This window comes from Chromohalobacter marismortui (assembly GCF_004364315.1).
GTDB lineage: Bacteria > Pseudomonadota > Gammaproteobacteria > Pseudomonadales > Halomonadaceae > Chromohalobacter > Chromohalobacter marismortui.
Genome location: NZ_SOBR01000006.1, coordinates 160,513 through 182,561, shown reverse-complemented (window position 1 = coordinate 182,561; position 22,049 = coordinate 160,513). Strand labels below are relative to the sequence as shown.

Below are 22,049 nucleotides of genomic sequence, written 5' to 3'. Positions count from 1 at the left end.
CGTGGCACGTTCTTCGATGCAGAGTTCAGAATATGACATGGGGTCAACACCTTACCGGTTTGGTCAGGTGTTGCACTCAGAATTTGCGGCCAAGACTCTTTTAAAAAATTTTATTATATGTTACTTTAAAAGGCTTTCATAATCGTCGGTCACGCGAGCTAGCACCGACGATATCATTGTCTTGAATTTCCTCATCCTTCATATCCAAGCGAGTCGTTACATGGCGTCTTCTCAGTCACCCACCGATTTGCAGTTGGCGCTTAAACGCTGCCGACATTCGTTTGTCATGGTGGGGTTCTTCAGCATGTTCATCAAAATGTGGTGGCTAGAAAGTTGTTATAGTTGATGCCTATCAGCTAGAAAGTAAGTTAGCTAGGGACTCAGAGAAAGAATATGAGCTTGGCTGATTTGCATAATCGATTTTTCCACCCAAGGCTTTAGCTATCTGCTCGGCTCGCTCCTGAGCTGTCTGGATGCCGGTGCCGGATTGGGATAGCTCACTGGCAAGGCTAGCATGGCTGTTAGGCAGTTTTGTCAAGCCAGACTCCCATATCTTAGCGACAATCTTATCATTTACAGAAATTTCCGCGTATAAGTTATTGGAGGTGTTGTCTGCCTCGGCTCCGGAAATAGAAGGGGTGGTTGCTTTATCCAATGCCTGGGACTGTGATGATGATAGTTTTTGAGCTTGAAGCGTTTCTTTGGCGGAACGAACTTCACCAAGAAAAGCTAGTGAATTCGAGTTACTAATACCGGAAATGCTCATTTTGCTACCTGTTTTTTGGTGCATGAAATATGAATAATAGCTAATTCTATTGATAGGGGCCATTTTTCCTAAAGGCCGAAAAGAGGGTGATGGCGATCCTATTTCATGCGTTCCACCGTCTCATCGGATCCAGACTTAGACGTGATCTCTCGGTAGGTTGTTCATCTGGTGCCCTCGGACAATTGGAGGTGTGACCCAAGCCAATCTCCTGGAGGCGCAGATGAGCCGCTACAAGGGGAGCTCGTCTCGCACCGTATGAGCGCTAATATCTAGTGACTGCCTGATGCCGCATGCGGCGTCAGGAAAGTATGGGCCATGTCCTTCAGGGGCATGGCCCTTTTTGTTGGTAGCCCACTAGGCTGGCTGGCGATGACCTCGATGGCGGAAAGCCCGTCGAGCCGCCATGGGGCACGGTGGCGACATGGCGGATGAAACTAATGTCTAAAAGCCATCAGGGCGCAAATAGGCGATTCTATATCAGACATAGAGTTCGGTTTGTTTTACATGGCGGGAGCCAGGCATGCCCTCGGCGTTTTCAGAGACAACAACTTCCGATTCAGCGACGCGTGTCGATCTCACAGAGGCGCTGGCTGAAGCGATTTTCAGCGGACGCTATGCGCCGGGGGACCTGATCCCGCGCGAGGTGGATCTCTGCAAGCAGTTTGGGGTCAGTCGCAGCAAGGGCCGCAGTGCGTTGCAGGAGCTGGTCTCGGCGGGGCTTTTGGTGCGTGTTTCCGGGCAGGGGACCCGGGTGCGTGAGCTGACGCAATGGCACATGCTCAATCCGCGTGTCACCGATTGGATGGCGCGCTACGCTGAACCTAATCCACGCATTCAACGCGAGATCTTCGCGTTCCGCGTGGCGGTGGAACCTTTCGTTGCGCGGTTGGCTGCCGAGAACGCGACGGCGGTGGATTTATTGGCAATCGAAACCGCCTATGAAGGCATGATCAATGCGCTGGCGCAGGAAGACCTGCGTTGGCAAGGCACCACGCACGACGAATATGACGTGGCGTTTCACGAGGCGATATTTAACGCCTCGCACAACTTGATCTGGGCGCAGTTGAGCCATGTGCTGCGTCCCGCCATCTCGCTGGTGGTGGAACGCTCCAATCATAGTGCGGAGGAACTCAACGACAGCATGGAGCGTCACCGTCGCGTGATGGAGGCGATCCGATTGCGTCAACCCGAGCAAGCCGCTGCGGCGGCGTTGGCGGTGCTTGATCGCACCGCATGGGATCTGGGCCTTTCTGGTCTGATTCATGAACTTGCTGTTCTCGAACCACTTACAACAAGCGACTAGAGGATGACGAAATGATGTCACGCACTCCGCTCAAGACGCTCACCGCTGCCGTTCTGGCAGCGAGTGCCTTTTCCGTTCAGGCCGCCGAGTATGAATGGACATTTCAAACGTCGGAAACCGCCGGTGAGCCGCAGTTCGAAATGAAGGAGCAATGGGCCGAGAACGTCGAGAAGATGTCCGATGGCCGTATCTCGATCGAAATCTTGCCGGTAGGCGCCGTGGTGCAGGCCAATCAGACACTGCAGGCAGTCAAATCCGGCATCCTGCAGGGCCACCTGACCGATCCGAGCTATTTCACGGGCCAGAATCCGGCCTTCGGCATGATCGGTAACCTGGTGGGGGCTTGGAGCGATCCCTACAACTTCCTGGATTACATGAACAACGGCGGCGGCGAAGAGATTTACAACAAGCTGGCCGAGCCGTATGGCGTACACCTGATCGGGGCAGCGGCCACGGGGCTGGAGTCACTGCCTTCGTCCAAGCCGATCCATTCGGTCGAGGACATGCAAGGTCTGAAGCTGCGTGCACCGGAAGGGATGGTCTACAACGTCTTCGAAAAGGCGGGCGCGACGCCGGTCAATCTACCGGGATCCGAGGTTTACACCTCACTGGAAAAGGGTGTGATCGACGCGGCGGACTACACCGTGTTTGCGACCAATCAGTCGCAGGGGCTGCATGAGTTCGCCAATTATCCGCTGTATCCCGGGTTTCACTCGCTGCCGATGGTGGCGGTATCGATCAACAATGAAATCTGGAATAGCCTGCCTGGTGATTTGAAAGCGATCTTGAGCACGTCTGTCGATGCAATGGCCTACAAGATGGTCGGCCAACTCAAGACCCGTGACCTGGAAGCCGTGCGCGAGGCGCGCAAGGATCCCAACATTCATGTCATCGATCTACCTGCCGAGGAACGTGCCAAGTTCCGTGCCATCGCCAAGAAAGAATGGAAGGACTGGGCTGACAAGAACGAAATCACCCAGGAATTCTATAACTCTGTGGTCAGCTACCTGGAAAACCATAACTTGCTGAAAGCCGAGGATGGCGGCAGCGCCGATCAACAAGCATCCACCGATTCACAATCATAACGCAGGCGCTTGGGCCCCTCATCGGGGCCATCGTCAACGCGACGAGGCCTGCGGGCCTCGTCGACGTTGCGAGTGTGCGATGAGTGTCATCTAGCGTGTAGAGGAATCTCATGTCTTCCCAATCTTCAAGCAGCACGCCGCCTGAAACGCCGGAAGGCGAGCAGGATCAGAGCGTCGCGGTGCGCAGCACTTTCGACCGTGGCGTCGTGTGGGTTGCGCGTCGCGTGGCCTGGCTGGTGTTCATTGCCATGGCGATCAGTGTCTATGAAGTCATCATGCGCTATGGCTTCGACTCACCCACTTCCTGGGTGCATGAGACGGTGGTCATGCTGGTGGCGGTGACTTTCTCGCTGAGCGGCCCGGCGGCGCTGGCAAGCAACAAGCATATTCGTGTGCGTGTGCTTTACGATAGCGTCGGCCCGCGGTTCAAGTTATGGCTCGACCGTTTCAATGATCTGGTGACGTTCCTGTTCTGTCTGGGCATGAGCTATGCCGCTTTCACCATGTCCTGGACGGCCACGCACAATCCTATGGGCGAATGGGATCTGGAGCGGTCTGGCACTTCCTGGAACCCGCCGTTTCCGGCCTATGTCAAGACCATCATCATGATTGCTCTGATCGTCATGTGCATTCAGTCGTTGATTCATTTATATCAATCTGTGCGCGGCAAGCCCGCCCAACCGTCTGACGATCTGGGAGCTGCTTAAATGAGTATCGCCGACGGAACATTGTTAATGGTCGGGGCGATCTTCGCCTTGCTGGTCACCGGGCTTCCCTTGGCCTTTATTACAGGGCTGGTGGCACTGGTCTTTACCTTCGGTTGGTTCGGTCCCATGGCGCTGCCATTGGTGACGACCCGCGTCTATGGCTTCGTGACGGAATATGCGCTGGTCGCGGTGCCGATGTTCGTCTTGATGGCTTCGTTACTTGACCGATCGGGGATCGCCAAGGATCTGTTCAACGCCATGCGCGTGTTTGCCGGACGGCTGCCCGGTGGGGTGGCGATCCAGACCGTGGTGGTGGCATTTTTCCTCGCCGCGTTGTCAGGCATCATCGGCGGCGAGATCGTTTTGCTGGGCATCCTCGCGTTACCGCAGATGCTCCGCCTGGGGTACGACAAACACCTGTCGATCGGGGTGGTCTGTGCGGGGGGCTCCCTGGGCACCATGATGCCGCCGTCGATCGTGCTGATCATTTATGGCCTGATGGCCAGCCAATCGATCGCCGATCTGTTCACGGCCGCCATCACGCCCGCCATTCTATTGATGGGTAGCTATATCGCCTATGTACTGGTGCGCTGCCTGAGAAATCCCAAGCTGGGGCCACCGCTGACGGAAGCCGATCGCGCCGAAACGTTTGCCAATAAGTGGCAGGCCCTGAAGGCGATCATCGTGCCGGGGCTGATCGCGTTCATGGTGCTGGGGTCGATCTATGGCGGTGTCGCCTCGGTCACGGAAGCGGCAGCGATGGGCGTGTTTGGCGTCTTGCTGGCGGTGCTCTTGCGTGGTGAGCTCACGCTCAAGACGTTGCATGGAAGTCTCAGCCAAACGCTGATGACCTGCGGCATGATCATCTGGATCGGTATCGGCGCCGCCACCCTGGTCGGGGTTTATAACCTGATGGGGGGTAACCGCTTTATTTCGCAGGTGATTCTGGGGCTGGATGTGGCGCCGATCGTGATCATGCTGGTCATGATGGCGATCCTGATGGTGCTGGGCATGTTCCTCGATTGGATCGGGGTGGCCATGCTGACGCTGCCGATCTTCGTGCCCATCGTTGAACAGCTCGGCTACAGCCCGATCTGGTTCGGTATTCTGTTTGCAGTGAATATGCAGGTGTCCTTCCTGTCGCCGCCGTTCGGCCCGGCCGCCTTCTATCTGAAAGGGGTGGCACCGCCAAGTATCAGTCTCAAGGATATCTTCGTGGCGTTGTTACCGTTCATCGCCATTCAGATTTGCATGCTGGCTGTGCTGTTGATTTGGCCGAGTGTCGCCATGTGGCCGGTGTAAGGCACTTGTGGGAGGGAGTTCGCTGCCGAGCTGCTGCAAGTTGGTAGTGAGCATGAGCTCTCTCCCATGACCGCAACCAAAAATTCTGGACAGGTGATACCTTGAAAATAACCAAGTTGAAAACCTGGCAAGTTCCACCACGCTGGCTGTTCCTCAAGATCGAGACCGATGAAGGATGCTACGGCTGGGGCGAGCCGGTGGTGGAAGGCCGTGCGGCGACCGTCGAGGCGGCGGTGCATGAACTGGCCGACTATCTCGTCGGTCAGGACCCGCACCGTATCGAATACCTTTGGGACACGATGTACCGTGCGGGCTTCTATCGTGGCGGTCCTATCCTGATGAGTGCCATCGCCGGGATCGACCAGGCCCTGTGGGACCTCAAGGGCCGCGACCTGGGGGTACCGGTACATCAGTTGCTGGGCGGCAAGGTGCGCGACAAGATGCGCATGTACGCCTGGACCGGCGGTGATCGACCCAGCGACGTGGGCGCCGGCGCCAAGGCCTTGGTCGACAAGGGCTTCACGGCGTTCAAGATGAATGGCACGCCGGAAATGCAGATCGTCGATTCGCACCGCAAGATCGACGAAGCCGTGGCGCGGGTTGCCGAGGCGCGCGAGGTGGTGGGCCCGGACGTGGGGATCGCCATCGACTTTCACGGGCGCGTGCATCGTCCCATGGCCAAGGTGCTGATGCGCGAGCTGGAGCCCTATCACCCGATGTTCGTCGAGGAACCGGTGCTGCCCGAGCATCTGCCGAGCCTCAAGCATATCGCCACCGGACTGGGCTACCCCATTGCCACCGGAGAACGGTTGCATACGCGCTACCAATTCCGCGACCTGCTGGCCGAGGGCATGGTGGATATCGTCCAGCCCGACCTCTCGCACTGCGGCGGTATCAGCGAGGGCATGAAGATCGCCTCGCTGGCGTCGTGCCACGATGTCGCACTGGCCCCGCATTGCCCGCTGGGGCCGCTGACGCTGGCCGCGTCGCTGCACGTGGATGCGGTGAATCACAACGCCTTCATCCAAGAGCAGAGCATGGGCATCCACTACAATCGTGACAACGATGTACTGGATTACCTGGTCGACAAGTCGGCGTTGACCATCACCGATGGCTTCTGCGCGATTCCCGAGGGCCCCGGGCTCGGGGTGGAGATCGACGAAGCCTTCGTCGAGGAGCGCGCCAAGGTCGGCCACCGCTGGCGCAACCCGGTGTGGAGGCATGAGGATGGCTCCATCGCCGAGTGGTGACCTACCGGGTGTGGCGTGAGGGAACCTGTTCCCGACGGTACGCTCTATGAGGTGCGGTACAGGAGGCTTTATGAACGAGACACAACGCGCCGCGCTCGATGCGGCACTCAAAGAGTTGCCATTGGTGGCGATTCTACGCGGTATCCGCCCCGAGGAGATCGACAAGGTCTTCGATGCGCTGGTCGATGCGGGGTTTCGTCTGATCGAGATCCCCCTCAATTCTCCCATGCCGTGGAAAAGCATCGAGAAAGTGGCGTCACGTTGCCCTGAGCATGTGCTGGTGGGCGCCGGCACGGTGCTGGACGCCGACGACACGGCCGAGCTGGCACGTCTGAACGCACCGTTGATGGTCACGCCCAACAGCGATCCCGAGGTGATTCGCGCCGGCGTCGAGCAGGGCCTGGCGCCGCTGGTCGGCTGCATGACGCCGAGTGAGGCGCTGAGCGCGGTGCGTGCCGGTGCCACGGCGCTCAAGCTTTTCCCGGCTGGGCGCCTGGGCACCGGCTACTTCAAGGATATCAGCGCGATCCTGCCGACCGATTTGCCGGTGTTCGCGGTCGGCGGCATCGACAAGAGCAACATGTCCGATTGGCATGGTGTGGGCATCCGCGGCTTCGGTTTCGGCAGCAATCTTTACCGGCCTGGGCGCAGTGCTGCCGAGGTAGGCGAGGTTGCGCGCGAGCTCGTCGCCGAGTGGCGGCGGCTCGAAGAGCTTTACACCATGACCGAATTGTTCGAGCACGAGGGCGATCAATGAGCGCCAAGGGACGGCTGATCGTCATCGATTGGGGGACCAGTAATTTCCGAGCGTTTCTCGTCGACCGGCAAAGCGGTCATTGTCTCGAGTCGCGGCGCAGCGAGGCGGGTCTCAAGACGCTGGAGACCGCCGAGTTCCCGCATTACTGTCAGGCGCAGGTTGGCGATTGGCGCGAGGGCGGTCGTGTGCCGGTCTACCTGTCGGGGATGGTCGGCTCCAAGCGTGGCTGGAGTGAAGCGCCGCAGCTCGACTTACCGGTCTCGGGTCGCGATCTCGCCGCCCATGTCGTGGCCGCGCCGGGGCTGGAAAACGCCTGGATCGTGCCGGGCGTGAAACACGTCGATGAGGCTCATTGCGATGTCATGCGCGGTGAAGAAGTCCAGGCCTTCGGCGCGCTTGCGTTGTCGGGTACCCCCCACGCCGATTGTTGCCTGCCGGGCACGCATAGCAAGTGGGCGCGACTGCAGGATAACCGCCTGACCGCTTTCACCACCCTGATGACCGGCGAGCTCTATCATGCGGTGCGCTTTCACACCTTGCCGGGCGAGCCCGCCCGGGATGAGGCGCCGTTCGATGAAGATGCCTTTCGCCAGGGGCTGGCGCGTGCTCAGGGCGCGGACGGCGTGCTGCATGCGCTGTTCGAGGCGCGCAGCCGGCATCTCTATCGCGGCCTGGCCGCCGAGCAAGTGGGGAGCTTCATTTCCGGAGTGTTGATCGGTGAGGAAGTGCGCGCCATGCGCGTCGCGCGCCCCGATCTCGAGCGCTTGCTGTTGATCGGCGCCGAGGCTCTACGGCGTCCTTATACGCTGGCACTGGAAGCGGCCGGTCTCGAGGTCACACCGCTGGATAGCGACGCGGCGACGCTCGCCGGATTGGCGGTGATAGCCGAGCAGCATCACGCCCGGTAACCCGGGCGGCCGATCATGCCCCTTGCCTGTTACGCCCCATCGTAGTGCACGAGATGCGCTACGGTGGGGCGTTTTGGGGTCCCGCCCATCGTCATGCACCGTGACGGCGCGCACCGTGTCCTTGATACGCGGGTTTGTGGCCGGGGATGGCATGATCCGTGCTACCTTCATCGTAAGCGTGCCGTTCAGCATGACCGTGCACGACGGTCGTGTGGCGCGTTCCCGACCATGTGAGGCGGTGCCAAGGGAGAAGACTCATGACGCAGTCGGTTTCGCAGACGCCGTGGCTAGTGTTCACCGATCTGGATGGCACGCTACTCGACCACGACAGTTATACGTGGCAGCCCGCCGCCGCCTGGTTGTCCCGACTCGCCGAGGCCGATGTCACGGTGATCCCCACCACCAGCAAGACCCGCGAGGAACTGCTGTCCCTTCGCGACGAGTTGGGCTTGACGGCGACGCCGTTCATTGCCGAGAACGGCGCGGTGATCGGCCTTCCCGCGCGCTGGCAACATGCGCGTCTGGATCGCGACCCCAGCGCGCCGGATGGATTGATCGTCAAGACCCCGTCACTCGACATTGGCTTCATCCGGCGCCGCCTGGCGGTATTGCGCGAGCGTCTGGACGTGCGCTTTCGCGGCATGGGCGACCTATCGCTCGACACGGTCTGCGAATTGACCGCGTTGAGTGCCGACAAGGCGCGCCAGGCGTTGGCCCGCGAAGGCAGTGAGCCCTTGCTGTGGGACGACGACGAGTCGGCCTTGGAACGCTTTCGTCACGCTCTGGAAAGCGATGGCCTGCGCCTGACCCGGGGCGGGCGTTTCTGGCATGTCATGGGGGCGGTGGATAAAGGTCAGTCGGTGCGTTGGTTGATCGACCGCTACGCGGCGTTGCGTGGCACACGGCCCGCCAGTGTGGGGCTGGGCGACGGTCCCAACGATGTCAGTCTACTCGAAGCCGTCGATCATCCGATTCTGGTGCGCGGTAAGCACGCAGCGGTGATAGATGTTGCGCCAAAGGTGGCGCTCTATCGTACTCGGCAGACCGGGCCTGAAGGCTGGGCGGAAGGCATTGCCGATTGGTGGCAGACCTGCATGGAGACGTCATCCATGGACAACACAAACAAGGCGAGGACGTCACGATGAGCGATTTCTACCAGAACGGTATCGTCACCACCTTCCATAACCTCACCCAGCGCCCGGTGGAAGCATTGGAAGCCGATCTGCTGCGATTTTCCCGGCGCCGCCCGATGGGGCTGATCCTTCCCTCGTTATTCTCCGAACTCGAGGGGCCGGCGTTGTCCAACATCGTCGACGAGCTGGCGCAGGTGCCGTACCTCTCGGAGGTCGTGATCGGGCTGGACCGAGCCGATCGTGACCAGTTCCTGCGTGCCCGCGAATTCTTCTCGCGCCTGCCGCAGCATCATCGCATCCTGTGGAACGATGGGCCGCGTCTATCGGCGCTGGATGCCGAGTTGAAAGCGCTCGATCTGGCACCGCAGGAGCCCGGCAAGGGGCGTAATGTCTGGTATTGCAGCGGTTACGTGCTGGCCTCCGCGCGCACCTCGGCGGTGGCGCTGCACGATTGCGACATCGTGACCTATGATCGGGGCATGCTGGCGCGTCTGCTGTACCCCGTCGCCAATCCGCAGTTCAACTACGAGTTCTGCAAGGGCTATTACTCGCGGGTGGCCGACGGCAAGCTCAACGGGCGCGTCGCGCGCTTGATGGTGACGCCACTGATTCGCGCGCTGAAGATGGTCTTCGGCCCCTTGCCGTACCTGGAGTATCTGGACAGCTATCGTTACCCGCTCTCGGGTGAGTTCTCGATGCGCGCCGATGTGCTCGACGGCATCCGCATTCCCAGCGACTGGGGGCTGGAGATCGGCGTGCTGTCGGAGGTTCACCGCAACCATTCGACCAAGCGGCTGTGCCAGGTGGATATCGCCGATGCCTACGATCACAAGCATCAGCCCGTCTCGCAGGATGACCCCAGCGGCGGCCTCAACCGCATGAGCCTGGACATCGCCAAGGCCATGTTCCGCAAGCTGGCGACGCTGGGCGTGCCCATCCACTCCGAGACTTTCCGCACCATCAAGGCAACCTACTATCGCACCGCGCTGGATCTGATCGAGGCCTACGACAACGACGCGCGCATGAACGGTTTGTCGCTCGATCGTCACAGCGAGGAACAGGCGGTGGAGCTGTTCACCGCGAATATCCTCGAAGCGGGGGCCTCGTTTCTCGAATCGCCCCGCGACAAGCCCTTCATTCCCAGCTGGAACCGCGTGGGAGCGGCGATCCACGACCTCAAGGAGCGCATGTACGAGGCCGTGGAGCTGGACAATCAGGGCCAGGTCTGACCCACGAGGCATGCCTCAGGCCGGGTTGTGGGCCAGCACCTTGCGCAAAAAACGCTGCGTGCGTTCGTCCTGGGGATTGGTGAAAAGCTCGTCGGGCGGGCCTTGTTCGATGATGCGGCCGTCGTCCATGAAGACCACGCGGTCGGCCACCTCGCGGGCGAATTGCATCTCGTGGCTGACCACGATCATGGTCTGGCGCTCCAGGGCGAGCTGCTTCATCAGGGCCAGCACTTCGTCGACCCACTCCGGGTCGAGTGCCGAAGTGGGCTCGTCGAAGAGGATGACCTCCGCCTTGGCGGCCATGGCGCGCCCGATGCCCACGCGCTGCTGCTGGCCACCGGAGAGCGATGCCGGGTAGGCGTCCGCCTTGTCGGCGAGACCGATGCGTTCGAGAATCTCGCGACCCCGGGCATGCGCCTGGGCCTTGGGCAAACCATCGACGACGATCATGCCCTCGCAGATGTTGTCCAGCGCCGTCTTGTTGGCGAACAGCGCATAGTTCTGGAATACGAACGCCGTGCGCCGGCGTAGCGCGAGGATCTCCCGGCGCGTGGCATGCCTGGCATCGAGGCTGAGATCGCCCACCGTGAGGCGCCCGGCGTCGGGCGCCTCCAGGTAATTGATGCAACGCAATAGCGTCGACTTGCCTGTCCCCGAGGGGCCGATGATGACGATGATCTCGCCCTGTTCCAGCTCGAGGTCGATGTTATCGAAGACGGTATGCGCGCCGAAGCGCTTGGTAATGCCGTTGAGTGCGATCATCGTTGATAGGCCCGATTGAGACGTTTTTCCATCCGCCGCTGCAGCCAGGACAAGATTTCCACCACGATCCAGTAGATGATCGCCACCATCAGGAACGCCTCGAAATAGAGAAAGCTGCTCGCCGCCTCTTTCTGTGTCGCGCCCATCAGCTCCGTGACGCCCAGCGTGAATGCCAGGGACGTGGCCTTGATCATGTCGATGAAATAGTTCATCAGCGTGGGTGTGGCCACGCGCGTCGCCTGGGGAAGCACGATGCGCCGCATGAGCTGCCCCTGGGTCATGCCGATGGACAGCGCCGCCTCGGTCTGACTGCGGTCGACGCCGACGATGGCGGCGCGGATCGATTCCGCCATGTAGGCCGAGAAGTGCAGGGTCAGCCCGAGAATGGTGGCGGTGATGCCATTGATGGCGACGAGGAAGGTGAGTACCTGCGGCAAGCCGTAATAGAACAGGAACAGTTGCACCAACAGCGGCGTGCCACGAAAGAAGGAAATGAACAGCATGGCCAGAGCGTTGAGCCCCGGCATGCGCTGCACGCGCACCACGGCCAGCAGGCAGGCGAGTATCAGCGCTGCGACCATCCCGGCGGCGGCCATTTCCAGCGTCAACGGCAGGTAGCTCAGCAGAATGGGCAGAAGCCCCAGCATGTAGTCGAGATCGAGAACGTGCATGATCGGGTCGCCTGAGAGCACACGGCCGAGGCGTGTCTCGGCCGTGGCATGGAGTATGGCATCAGGGTTGGGTGATATCGGTACCGAACCACTTCTCGGAAATTTGCGTCAGGGTGCCGTTCTCGCGCAGCTCGGCGAGGGCCTCATCGACACGATCGCGCAGGGCGCGTCCGGCTTTGTCATCACGGAAGGGCAAGGCGTTTTCGATACGCGAGAACGGCTTGCCGGCGAGCTGCAACGGCAAAGGCTTGTCCTTGATCACCTGAGTGGCGCTGACCCGGTCCATGATGAAGGCATCGGCGCGGCCCAGGGCGACGTCCTGTTCGATATTGGAGTCGTAGGTCTTGATGTCGATCTGGTCGGCGTAGGGTAGCTCGCGCAGCAATTGCTCATAGTTGGAGCCCAGGTTGACCGCCACGGTCTTGCCCTTGAGGTCCTCGACGCCTTGAATGGCGTCGTTGCCCTCGCGCACCACGACCTGTGCCCCGTCATACACATAGGGTTGCGTGAAAGCGTACTTGGCCTGGCGCTCGGGGGTGATGGTGATCTGATTGGCGATGGTGTCGATACGCCCGGAATCCAGCATGCCCGCGAGTCCCGAGAAACTCGCGGTGACGAACTTTATATCTTCACCGATCTGCTCGCCCACGGCGTTCATGACATCGACCTCGAAGCCTTTCAGCTCATCCTGCTCGACGAAGGTGAAGGGGTAATAACCACCCGACATGCCGACACGCAGGGTATCGGCATGCGCGGTTGCGGCGAACGCACCCAAGGCCAGCCCGGTCAGGGCAAATTTGGCGATTTGGCTCAGTGTCATGGTCGGCTCCTAACGAATAAGGCGGATAGGGCAGCGCTGCAGCATGCGAGGGCCGCCAAGGCGACGCGTCATACAGCGATGAGTCTAGCTTAAATAGTACGATAGAGAATAATAGCAACATTTTATATTCCTTTTTGTTTTTTTACATCCCCCATGCCGGGCGTCCGATACGCCCATCTCAAGAATTGGCAGCTACGTTCCGGGGCCATGTCGGTGCTTATGGCTGGCGTTTATAGCGACGCAACATGTGCCGGGCCTTAATATGAAAAAAAGATATAACGTTAGAACATTAAATGCGTTATCCTGTTTATAATATTCACGCACCAGGGAGGCGATATGGACGCAATGAAGACCTTTGCTTTATCACGTGCGCATCAAGCTGGTCAGCCGGACGTCGCAGGCTTTTTCGATCCCCGTACCTTCAGCATTCAGTATGTCGTCAGCGACCCGGCCACGCGGCACTGCGCGATCATCGATCCGGTGCTCGATTTCGATGAGAAATCCGGTGCGACAGCGACGCGCCAGGCGGATGCGATTCTTGCCTATGTAAAACGCGAAGGGCTCGAGATCGATTGGATTCTGGATACCCACCCGCACGCGGATCACTTTTCCGCCGCCCGTTACCTGCATGAAAAAACCGGCGCGCCTACCGCTATCGGCGGGCCGGTGACCCAGGTGCAGGCGTTGTGGAAAGACATCTACAACTGGCCGGACCTGAAGGACGACGGTAGCCAGTGGGATCGACTGTTCGATGAAGGGGATACCTTCAGGCTGGGCGAGATCGAGTGCCGCGTGATGCACTCCCCGGGCCATACGCTGGCCTCGATCACCTACGTGATCGGCGACGCCGCCTTCGTTCACGACACCCTGTTCCAGCCCGATTTCGGCACCGCCCGTGCCGACTTTCCCGGTGGCAGCGCGCATCAGTTGTGGCACTCGATTCAGGCGATCCTGGCGCTGCCCGACGAGACGCGCCTGTTCACCGGTCACGACTACATGCCCGATGGGCGTGAACCGCAGTGGGAAAGCACCGTGCGCGAGCAGCGCGAGACTAACAAGCATCGCTTGAGCGATAGCAGCGAAGCCGAGTACGTCGCGCTGCGCAATCGTCGCGACAGCGAACTGCCCATGCCGAAGCTGATCCTGCACGCGCTGCAGGTCAATATCCTCGGCGGGCGGCTTCCCGAGCCGGAGAACAACGGCAAGCGCTATCTGAAATTCCCGCTCGATGCCCTAGAAGGCGCGGCATGGGAGTGAGAAGGCGCCGTCGTCAGGCCATGCCGCGCGGCGCCGAATCGACCAACGGGAGTGAGTCATGAGCGAATCGACAGTCGTGGACGAAACGAAGACCGAGAACGACAAACGCCATGACATCGTCATCATTGGCGGTGGGGCGGGCGGCATCGCGGTCGCCGCGAGTCTGCACAAACGCCGTTCAGATCTCGATATCGCCATCGTCGAGCCCGCGCAGGATCACTTCTACCAGCCCGGTTGGACGCTGGTCGGCGGGGGCATATTCACCCCGGAGCAGACCCGGCGTTCGATGCGCTCGGTGATGCCGAGCTTCGTGACCTGGCATCAGACTGCGGCGGATCGGCTATTACCGGAGTCCCGTCAGGTCATGCTGGGCGACGGTTCAGCACTCGGCTACCGGGCACTGGTAGTCGCGCCAGGACTCGAGATCGACTGGCAGGCGATCGATGGCCTCGAGGAGACGCTGGGCAAGAATGGCGTGACGTCGAACTACCGTTTCGATCTGGCGCCTTATACCTGGTCGCTGGTTCAGTCGATGCGTGGCGGCAAGGCGCTTTTCACCCAGCCGCCGATGCCGATCAAGTGTGCCGGTGCGCCACAGAAGGCGATGTATCTCTCCTGCTATGAGTGGGAGAAGCAGGGCGTTCTGAACAATATCGACGTTCACTTCCACAATGCCGGTGGTGTGATGTTCGGCGTTTCGGATTTCGTGCCGGCGCTGGATGATTACGTGCAGCGCTACGGCATCCACAAGCAGTTCCAGCAGAACCTCGTTGCCGTGGACGGCCCGGCCCAGAAAGCCCGTTTCCGCGTCACGAGCGAGGACGGTAGCGAAGAGATCGAGACCGATTTCGACATGCTTCACGTCGTGCCGCCGCAGCGCGCTCCGCGGCTGGTACGCGAATCGCCGCTGGCCAACGAGGCGGGGTGGCTCGACCTCGATGCCGATACCCTCCAGCACAACCGCTTCAGCGATGTCTTCGGTCTCGGCGATGCCAGCGGCACCGGCAACGCCAAGACGGCCGCCGCCGTGCGCAAGCAGGCCCCGGTAGTGGCGGACAATCTGGTCGCGTCACTCGATGGCAAGCCGATGCCCTCCGGCTACCCAGGGTATGGCGCCTGCCCGTTGACGGTCGAACGCGGCCGCGTGGTGCTGGCGGAGTTCGGTTACGGTGGCCAGTTGCAGCCGACCTTTCCTTCATGGATCAACCAGGCGACAAGACCGACCAAGCTCGGCTGGAACATCAAGGCCCAGCAGCTCCCTTTCATCTACTGGCACCTGATGCTCAAGGGGCATGAGTGGCTGGCCACACCGCAGCGCCGCTTCTGAACGCTGCACCTTGCATGAATCATAGTTCACGAAACGGTTCGGAGAACGAGGCTGATCAACCATGAATCAGCAGCACAGGGTCGGGTTGGCACGCTGGTTGCCGGTTCTCGACTGGGGGCGGCGCTACAACGGCAAGTGGCTGGGCGAGGATCTGCTGGCGGCGGTCATTGTGGCGCTGATGCTGATTCCGCAGGCACTGGCCTACGCGATGCTGGCGGGACTCCCCCCGGTGGTGGGGTTGTACGCGAGCCTCGTGCCGCTGGTGGTCTACACGCTGTTGGGGACCAGCACGACGTTGTCGGTGGGACCGATGGCGGTCGTCTCGTTGATGACGGCATCGGCCTTGTCGCAGGTAGCCGAATCGGGATCGCAGGACTATATCGCCGCGGCCTTGGTACTGGCGCTGCTTTCCGGCGGCATTCTGCTGATCATGGGGCTCTGTCGGTTGGGCTTTCTGGTCAACTTCTTGAGTCACCCGGTGATGACTGGTTTCGTCAGCGCCTCGGGCGTGCTGATCGCGGCGAGCCAGCTCAAACAGCTGCTTGGAGTCGATCTGTCGGGCTCGACACTGCCGGCCCTGGTGTCTCAGCTACCTTCTGTGCTGGAAGATGTCAGTCCACCGACGATGAGCATCGGGCTGGGCTCGCTTCTGGTGTTGTGGTGGGTACGGCGGTGGGGTCAATCCGCGTTGGAACGCTGCCGAGTACCGGCCAGCGTGGCGGGCGTGCTGGTCAAGTTGGCGCCCATCGCCACCATCGTGCTGGCGACGTTGGTGGCCGGTGCGGCGGGATGGCTCGGTAATGGGGTCGCCGTCATCGGCGAAATTCCCGCCGGTCTGCCGCCGTTGACCCTGCCCGACTGGGAGCCGGCGCTGTGGCGATCGCTGATCGGTTCGGCGGTGCTGATCAGCATCGTCGGCTACGTGGAGTCGGTGTCGGTGGCGCAGGCGCTGGCGGTGCGCCGCGGCGAGCGCGTCGACCCGGACCAGGAACTGATCGGGCTGGGCGGAGCCAACCTGGCAGCTTCGTTCACCGGCGGCATGCCGATCACCGGCGGCTTCTCCCGTTCCGTGGTCAACTTCGATGCCGGTGCCCGCACCCCGGCCTCCAGTGCGTTCACCGCCGTGGGCATCGCCTTGGCCATGCTGTTGCTGTCGCCCTGGCTGCGACAATTGCCGATGGCAACGCTGGCGGCGACCATCGTCATCGCCACCGTGTCGCTGGTCGATGTGGCGGCATTCAAGCGTGTCTGGCGCTATGCCCGTGGCGAGGGCATCGCTATGTCGGCGACCGCGTTGGCGACACTGATGCTGGGCGTGGACATGGGCATCCTGGTCGGTGTCGCCATGTCGCTGGCGTTGCATCTGTATGGCACCAGCCGGCCGCACAGCGCGGAAGTCGGCCGCATCCCCGGCACCGAGCATTTTCGCAACGTCCGTCGCCATGCCGTGGAAACCGACGCCAGTGTCGCCATTCTGCGTGTCGACGAGAGCCTTTATTTTGCCAACGTTCGCCACCTGGAGGATCTGATCACGGCGGTGGTCACGCGCGATCCACCGCCGCGGGATCTAGTGCTGGCCTGCCAGGCGATCAATGTCATCGACGCGACGGCACTGGCGAGTCTCGAAGCGCTCAATCGGCGCCTACGGGATAGACATATCGGATTGCACCTGGCCGAAGTGAAAGGGCCGGTGATGGATCGGTTGAGTCGTGCCGAACTGCTCGAAACGCTCAATGGCCGGGTTTTTCTGAGCACCTTCGATGCCTGGTGCGAGCTGCATGGCCGCGGCTCGGCGCCGCTGAGCCATCCAAGTATCGAATCGCCGATGCCCGGGCGTTCGGTAACTGCCGGTTGAAGACATCAACGTTACCACCAAACGAGCAAGACGAGGAAATCATGGATATCAAATCACTTGATAGTCGATTGAGCGTTACTGCGCAGCCCCAACTCGATGAGCTTGAGCAACTGGCAGCTCAGGGATTTCGCACGATCCTTTCCAATCGTCCACGGGGCGAAAGTGAGGATCAGCCGGATCCGGATGCGCTGAAAAGCAAGGCAGAATCATTGGGCATGGTCTGGCATCAGATCCCGGTCAAGCCGGGTGAGTATGCGCAGGGTGATATCGATGAGTTCGGCCGTATCCTGGGTGAATCGCCTGAGCCGGTTCTTGGATTTTGCCGCTCGGGCAAGCGCGTTACTCACCTTTGGGCTTTGTCGCAGGCAGTGCATCGCCCCGTTCCTGAACTCATCGAGGCTGCACAATCCGCCGGTTATGATCTTGAGCCCCTGCGTGAGCGTCTCGAACGGCAGGCAAGCCAGGCGGCCCGAAGGAGCTGATCAGTATGTGACGTCGGCGCGGCCGAGTATTCGGCAACTGCCGATTGCGACACTGGCAATGGCAATGGCAATGGGACACGAGATGGAAACGATGAGTGCGTTGCAGGGGTTGCTGGGCGGCGTCTTGATCGGACTTTCCGCCACTTTCCTGATGGGGCTGCTGGGACGCATCGCCGGGATCAGCGGCATTCTTTCCGGTCTGATTTTCGAGCGCGGCGGGGACAGGCCCTGGCGATTGGCGTTCCTGCTGGGCCTCGTCTCCGGACCGGGGCTGTTGATGCTGTCCGGCCTGGACTGGGGCAATGTGGCAGGCGACAGCGGGGCGACGATCGGTGCTCCGGCGAGCGGGCTGACGACGATGCTGGTGGCCGGCCTGCTGGTCGGATTGGGCACGGGGCTGGGCAGTGGCTGCACCAGCGGGCACGGAGTCTGCGGGCTGGCGCGGCTTTCGCTCCGGTCGATGGCCGCGACGCTCGTCTTCGTGCTGGTCGCCATGCTGACGGTATTCGTCGCGCGGCACCTGCTGGGGGGCTCGGCATGAAAGCGCTGGCGGGATATCTGGCAGGACTGCTGTTCGGGCTCGGGCTGGCGATCAGCGGCATGACCGATCCGGCACGGGTCATCGGCTTCCTCGACGTGGCCGGCGACTGGGATCCGACCCTGGTCTTCGTGCTGGGTGGTGCGGTTATCACCACGTTCATCGGTTACCGGCTGGTCTGGCGACGCCAAACGCCGCTGTTCGAATCCCGGTTTCAACAGCCCACCCGCCGTGACCTCTATACCCGTCTGCTGGGCGGTGCGGCGCTCTTCGGCATCGGCTGGGGGCTCTCCGGCTATTGCCCGGGGCCGGCCGTCGCCTCGCTTCCGGGACTCAGCTGGCCGCTGGCGGCGTTTCTGGTCGCCATGATAGCGGGCTGGTGGCTGTCGCGGCGAATACGCCCGAGTCAATGAACGACTTGGTGCATGAATGCACGGGTGACCGAGACATGATAAAGAGACATCATGCCTCTTTCGCCGACGCGGTCGCCGTGCGTGCGGCGGCCAGGCGCTCGAGGAATTCCTCGGCGCTCAATTCGCCGATGATGCGGCTTTCTCGACGCTCGATGCCGTCGGGGCCGTAGAGCAACAGGGTGGGCGGGCCGACGACGCCCAGCGCCTGCATGATGGCGCGGTCCTCGGCGTCGTTGTCGGTGACGTCGATGCGCAGGCGTTGCACGTCGTCCAGTGCCGCTTGCACGCGCGCGTCACCGAAGACGTTGTCCGCGATGATCTCGCAACTGATGCACCAGTCGGCGGTGAACTCCACCAGCGTCCAGCGCTGTTGCGCACGTGCCTGGTCCAGGCGGGTATCGAGTGCGGCCTGGTCGGCGACGGTCTCGAAGGCCAGCGGCGACGATGCCTCGGCGGAAGTTGAAGCGTCGCCGTTCCCGGTGAAGCCCGCCAGGGGGCGCAATGGATCGTGCTGGCCACTGGCCGCGCCGACGATCATCAGGACGCCCCACAGGGCCAACAGTATGGCGATGCTGCGGCTCAGGGGCGCGAGGGCATCGCGCAGCGTGCGTGCGGCCTGCCAGGCGGCCTGCGCCAGACCAACGAGCAGGGCGCCCCACGCCGCCAGTTCGAGGGCGGGGGGCAGCACGCGTGCCGCGAACCATATCGCCATGCCCAGCAAAACGAAGCCGAACACGATGCGCACGCGATTCATCCACGGGCCGGGACGAGGCAGGATGCGCGGCCCGAGCAGGCCCACCGCGAGCAAGGGGGCGCCCATGCCCAGCCCCAGTGACCACAGGGCCAGCCCGCCCTGCCAGGCGTCGCCGCTGTCGGCGATGTAGAGAAGGGCGCCGGCCAGCGGTGCGGTCATGCAGGGGCCGACCAGCAGGGCCGAGAGCACGCCCATCACGGCCGCGCCACCCAGCCGCCCACCGCGTTGACGCGTCATCCAGGCGTCGAGTCGTGTCTGCAGTCTGCCGGGCAACGCCAGCTCGAAGGCGCCGAACATCGCCAGGGCCAGCAGGACGAAGAGCGCGGCGAAGCTGACGATGAAGGCAGGAGCCTGGAAGAGCATTTGCAGGTTGGCGCCGGCGAGTGCCGCCGCGACGCCAAGTCCCGCATAGGTCGTCGCCATGGGCAGGATGTAGGCGAGCGAGAGCATGGCACCGTCGCGCATGCGTGGTCGGCCGTCGCGGGTGGCACCGACGATGAGGCTGGAAAGGATCGGCACCATGGGCAGCACGCAGGGTGTGAAGGTCAGCAGCAGTCCCATGCCGAAGAAGGCCGCGATCACCCAGCCGAGTCGCGCATCGGCCAGCTGCGCCGCGAGGCGCTGGTCCTCGCCCTGGGTCGAAGCCGCCACCTGGCGCTCGTTCTGGCGACTGTCAGGGACGCTCGTGGCGCGTGTCCCGTGGGTATCGCGTGCGCTCGCGTCGGTGGGTGAGTCGGTGACGGCGGCATCGCCGGCGACGCTGGCCGGGCCCAGCGGCTCGAGCGACTCGGCGTCGAATGTCTGGCGCTGCGGTGGATAGCAGAGCCCGGCGTCGGCGCAGCCTTGCCAGGTCAGGGTCACTCTATCGGCATCGCCCAGCACGGCGCGCAACGTGACGGCGTAGCGATAGATCTCGGAGCGACCGAAGTACTCGTCCTCGATCGTCTCGCCTTCGGGCAGGTCGGGCGTTACCGCTCCCTCCTCGGTCGCGACCTGAAAACGCTTGCGATAAAGATAGTAACCGGGAGCGATGTCCCATTGCGCGACGAGCTTGTCGTTCTTGTGCGACAGCGAGAGCGAGAACGCCTGCTCGGCGGACAGGAACTCGTCCTGCGAGGCGAAGGGCGAGTCGGCCTGTGCGGGAAGCGTCACGATCAGCGTGATGGCCCCCAACACGATAACGAACCATCGGTGCAGGGCGTGAGCGGGACGGGGTGACCAGCGTAATTCTTGAATCATGAGGTTCCATGCCAGTGACGTCATGGGCATAGGGTAACGGGATGGGATTAGCCGAGCATTAAACGTTTCCGTCTGACGGCGCGCGAGGCTTGCCAAGTGTGCGCTGACGCGCTGAAGTAGGGGCATCACGGTCGGGAGGGCGCTACCATGACGACACGCTGGGACACCTGGATCTCGCGGCAGATGCCGAGCGATACACCACCGCCCATCGATGCCGCGCCACCTTCTGGGGGCGAGCTGAGCCAATGGCTACCACTGGCATGGGGAACTTATCGGGCGCTGTTTCAGTGGACGACGCCCAGCGCGCAGACGACCTCGGCGAATGCCGGCCTGCTGCGTGCGGTGCGTGCGGTGAACCTGTTCGCCGCAGCCGAGGTGCCCGTCGAGCGTCGCCACATGGTCGTGGTCGCCTCGGGCGCGGCCACGCCCTGCCTGCTCGAAGACACCGCCTTCGGGCGTCATCACGGCCTGCCCGCCGATGTGGGCAACCCCAACCGTGCCCTGATCGAGGCCTTGCAACGCGAGGGCGTGGTGGTCATGGCCTGCCTGCAGGCATGGCATGGCCAAGGCTTCGCCGACATGGCCGCACTGGCCGATGTCGAATGGGCGCAGTCAGGCATGACGGTGGGCATTGCGCTGCAGAATGCCGGCTTCGCGCTGGTGACGGTGTAGCGTCAGCGTCGTTCGTCGCCCAGTTGCGCGTAGCTGACGTCGCGACGCAGCACGAAAACGTCGATACCTGCCCGATCGACCTCTTCGATCAAGCGGTCGGCCAGCGTCTTTTCCAGCACGAACGCGAGCTCGACGGGCTGGTCCGCCAGTTCGAAGAAATGTGCCGAGTGCGTGCGGCCGTTGGCGCCGGTACCCTCACTGTCCGTGCGCTGCGTCATGCGGGTGATGCCCAGCCCCTTGGCGCATTCCGCCACGGCATCGATCACCGGCTTGCCGTGGTGTCGGCGTGACTGCGGTGCCATGAAGGTGACTTCGTCACCCTGTTGCCATGCGTTCATTTGATGATACCTCCCATCTGTTTGAGGGCGCCGAAGGTGGCGATGCCCAGGCCGGTCATGGCCAGCGATCCCGCGACATGCACGGCGATGCCCGTCAACGCCATGACGTATCGTCCGGCCTGCAGGTTGCTGAACATTTCGGCGGAAAACGTCGAGAAGGTCGTCAGCGCACCGAGAAAGCCGGTCACCACGAACAGGCGCCATTCCGGTGACAGCTGTGGTAGCTGGGCGAACAAGGCAATGGCGATGCCGATCAACCAGGCGCCCAGCCAGTTGGCCGCCAGTGTGCCGGGGGGCAGGGCAGGGAAGAGTGCATTGAGCCACATACCGAGTAGCCAGCGCAGGTTGGCGCCGAGGGCGGCGCCGGCACCGATCGCCACGAGGGAAAGCCACATGAGTGTTCACATTCCTGTCGAGAATGAATGAACGAGGTGTGACGTGCCGAAAGACGGAATAACGGATGCCTGCGCACGACGCACCT

Annotated in this window: 23 protein-coding genes; 16 read left to right on the top strand and 7 right to left on the bottom strand. The window is 62.0% G+C overall.

The window, feature by feature from the left end; all coding sequences use genetic code 11:
• Positions 1-352: 352 nt before the first annotated feature.
• A complete protein-coding gene (locus C8E00_RS13445; protein ID WP_133698033.1) occupies positions 353-766 on the bottom strand; it encodes a hypothetical protein in 414 nt (137 codons plus the stop codon).
• A 520-nt stretch (positions 767-1,286) separates the two neighbouring features.
• Between C8E00_RS13445 and C8E00_RS13440 the strand changes: the two genes are divergently transcribed.
• The 9 genes from C8E00_RS13440 (at position 1,287) to C8E00_RS13400 (ending at position 10,440) form a co-directional block, all read left to right on the top strand.
• Positions 1,287-2,069 (top strand): FadR/GntR family transcriptional regulator, encoded by a 783-nt coding sequence (locus tag C8E00_RS13440; protein WP_133698032.1) that lies wholly within the window; start codon positions 1,287-1,289, stop codon positions 2,067-2,069.
• Positions 2,070-2,080: 11 nt separating this feature from the next.
• On the top strand, positions 2,081-3,154 hold the full coding sequence (locus C8E00_RS13435; protein ID WP_133698031.1) for a TRAP transporter substrate-binding protein: 1,074 nt from the start codon (positions 2,081-2,083) through the stop codon (positions 3,152-3,154).
• Positions 3,155-3,264: 110 nt separating this feature from the next.
• Positions 3,265-3,861, top strand: coding sequence for a TRAP transporter small permease subunit (locus C8E00_RS13430; RefSeq protein ID WP_133698030.1), 597 nt, complete (start codon positions 3,265-3,267; stop codon positions 3,859-3,861).
• A complete protein-coding gene (locus tag C8E00_RS13425) occupies positions 3,862-5,163 on the top strand; it encodes a TRAP transporter large permease (RefSeq protein ID WP_133698029.1) in 1,302 nt (433 codons plus the stop codon).
• 101 nt (positions 5,164-5,264) lie between these two features.
• Positions 5,265-6,413 (top strand): galactonate dehydratase, encoded by a 1,149-nt coding sequence (gene dgoD / locus C8E00_RS13420; protein WP_133698028.1) that lies wholly within the window; start codon positions 5,265-5,267, stop codon positions 6,411-6,413.
• A 70-nt stretch (positions 6,414-6,483) separates the two neighbouring features.
• The gene (locus C8E00_RS13415; RefSeq protein ID WP_133698027.1) at positions 6,484-7,170 is read left to right on the top strand and encodes a 2-dehydro-3-deoxy-6-phosphogalactonate aldolase; all 687 of its coding nucleotides are present in this window, start codon (positions 6,484-6,486) and stop codon (positions 7,168-7,170) included.
• Positions 7,167-8,078: a 2-dehydro-3-deoxygalactonokinase gene (locus tag C8E00_RS13410; RefSeq protein ID WP_133698026.1), complete on the top strand. Its 912-nt coding sequence runs from the start codon at positions 7,167-7,169 to the stop codon at positions 8,076-8,078. The genes C8E00_RS13415 and C8E00_RS13410 overlap by 4 nt, the downstream gene beginning before the upstream one ends.
• 257 nt (positions 8,079-8,335) lie before the next feature.
• Positions 8,336-9,223, top strand: coding sequence for an HAD-IIB family hydrolase (locus tag C8E00_RS13405; RefSeq protein WP_133698025.1), 888 nt, complete (start codon positions 8,336-8,338; stop codon positions 9,221-9,223).
• Entirely contained in the window at positions 9,220-10,440 is a 1,221-nt protein-coding gene (locus C8E00_RS13400) for a glycosyltransferase family protein (RefSeq protein ID WP_133698024.1), read from the top strand. The genes C8E00_RS13405 and C8E00_RS13400 overlap by 4 nt, the downstream gene beginning before the upstream one ends.
• A 15-nt stretch (positions 10,441-10,455) precedes the next feature.
• Here the strand turns inward: C8E00_RS13400 and C8E00_RS13395 are convergent, their stop codons facing one another.
• The 3 genes from C8E00_RS13395 to C8E00_RS13385 form a co-directional block, all read right to left on the bottom strand.
• The gene (locus C8E00_RS13395; RefSeq protein ID WP_133698023.1) at positions 10,456-11,202 is read right to left on the bottom strand and encodes an amino acid ABC transporter ATP-binding protein; all 747 of its coding nucleotides are present in this window, start codon (positions 11,200-11,202) and stop codon (positions 10,456-10,458) included.
• Positions 11,199-11,873, bottom strand: coding sequence for an amino acid ABC transporter permease (locus C8E00_RS13390; protein ID WP_075370516.1), 675 nt, complete (start codon positions 11,871-11,873; stop codon positions 11,199-11,201). The genes C8E00_RS13395 and C8E00_RS13390 overlap by 4 nt, the downstream gene beginning before the upstream one ends.
• 61 nt (positions 11,874-11,934) lie before the next feature.
• Entirely contained in the window at positions 11,935-12,693 is a 759-nt protein-coding gene (locus C8E00_RS13385) for an amino acid ABC transporter substrate-binding protein (protein ID WP_133698022.1), read from the bottom strand.
• 345 nt (positions 12,694-13,038) lie between these two features.
• Between C8E00_RS13385 and C8E00_RS13380 the strand changes: the two genes are divergently transcribed.
• From C8E00_RS13380 to C8E00_RS13355, 6 genes are all read left to right on the top strand, one after another.
• On the top strand, positions 13,039-13,950 hold the full coding sequence (locus C8E00_RS13380; protein WP_133698042.1) for an MBL fold metallo-hydrolase: 912 nt from the start codon (positions 13,039-13,041) through the stop codon (positions 13,948-13,950).
• Positions 13,951-14,008: 58 nt separating this feature from the next.
• The gene (locus C8E00_RS13375) at positions 14,009-15,277 is read left to right on the top strand and encodes an NAD(P)/FAD-dependent oxidoreductase (RefSeq protein ID WP_133698021.1); all 1,269 of its coding nucleotides are present in this window, start codon (positions 14,009-14,011) and stop codon (positions 15,275-15,277) included.
• A 61-nt stretch (positions 15,278-15,338) separates the two neighbouring features.
• Positions 15,339-17,132 (top strand): SulP family inorganic anion transporter, encoded by a 1,794-nt coding sequence (locus tag C8E00_RS13370; protein ID WP_133698020.1) that lies wholly within the window; start codon positions 15,339-15,341, stop codon positions 17,130-17,132.
• 41 nt (positions 17,133-17,173) lie between these two features.
• On the top strand, positions 17,174-17,614 hold the full coding sequence (locus tag C8E00_RS13365) for a protein tyrosine phosphatase family protein (protein ID WP_133698019.1): 441 nt from the start codon (positions 17,174-17,176) through the stop codon (positions 17,612-17,614).
• Between the two features lie 82 nt (positions 17,615-17,696).
• Positions 17,697-18,155 (top strand): YeeE/YedE family protein, encoded by a 459-nt coding sequence (locus tag C8E00_RS13360; RefSeq protein ID WP_133698041.1) that lies wholly within the window; start codon positions 17,697-17,699, stop codon positions 18,153-18,155.
• The gene (locus C8E00_RS13355; protein ID WP_133698018.1) at positions 18,152-18,565 is read left to right on the top strand and encodes a DUF6691 family protein; all 414 of its coding nucleotides are present in this window, start codon (positions 18,152-18,154) and stop codon (positions 18,563-18,565) included. The genes C8E00_RS13360 and C8E00_RS13355 overlap by 4 nt, the downstream gene beginning before the upstream one ends.
• A 49-nt stretch (positions 18,566-18,614) precedes the next feature.
• Here C8E00_RS13355 and dsbD read toward each other — a convergent pair whose 3' ends face one another.
• A complete protein-coding gene (gene dsbD, locus C8E00_RS13350) occupies positions 18,615-20,558 on the bottom strand; it encodes a protein-disulfide reductase DsbD (RefSeq protein WP_243833198.1) in 1,944 nt (647 codons plus the stop codon).
• 147 nt (positions 20,559-20,705) lie between these two features.
• On the opposite strand from dsbD, the gene C8E00_RS13345 reads away from it, so the two are divergent.
• On the top strand, positions 20,706-21,230 hold the full coding sequence (locus C8E00_RS13345; protein WP_133698016.1) for a DsrE family protein: 525 nt from the start codon (positions 20,706-20,708) through the stop codon (positions 21,228-21,230).
• A gap of 2 nt (positions 21,231-21,232) precedes the next feature.
• On the opposite strand, the gene C8E00_RS13340 is transcribed toward C8E00_RS13345, so the two are convergent.
• Both C8E00_RS13340 and crcB read right to left on the bottom strand, forming a co-directional pair.
• Positions 21,233-21,568 (bottom strand): DUF190 domain-containing protein, encoded by a 336-nt coding sequence (locus C8E00_RS13340; RefSeq protein WP_133698015.1) that lies wholly within the window; start codon positions 21,566-21,568, stop codon positions 21,233-21,235.
• The gene (crcB, locus tag C8E00_RS13335; RefSeq protein WP_133698014.1) at positions 21,565-21,963 is read right to left on the bottom strand and encodes a fluoride efflux transporter CrcB; all 399 of its coding nucleotides are present in this window, start codon (positions 21,961-21,963) and stop codon (positions 21,565-21,567) included. The genes C8E00_RS13340 and crcB overlap by 4 nt, the downstream gene beginning before the upstream one ends.
• Positions 21,964-22,049 lie beyond the last annotated feature (86 nt).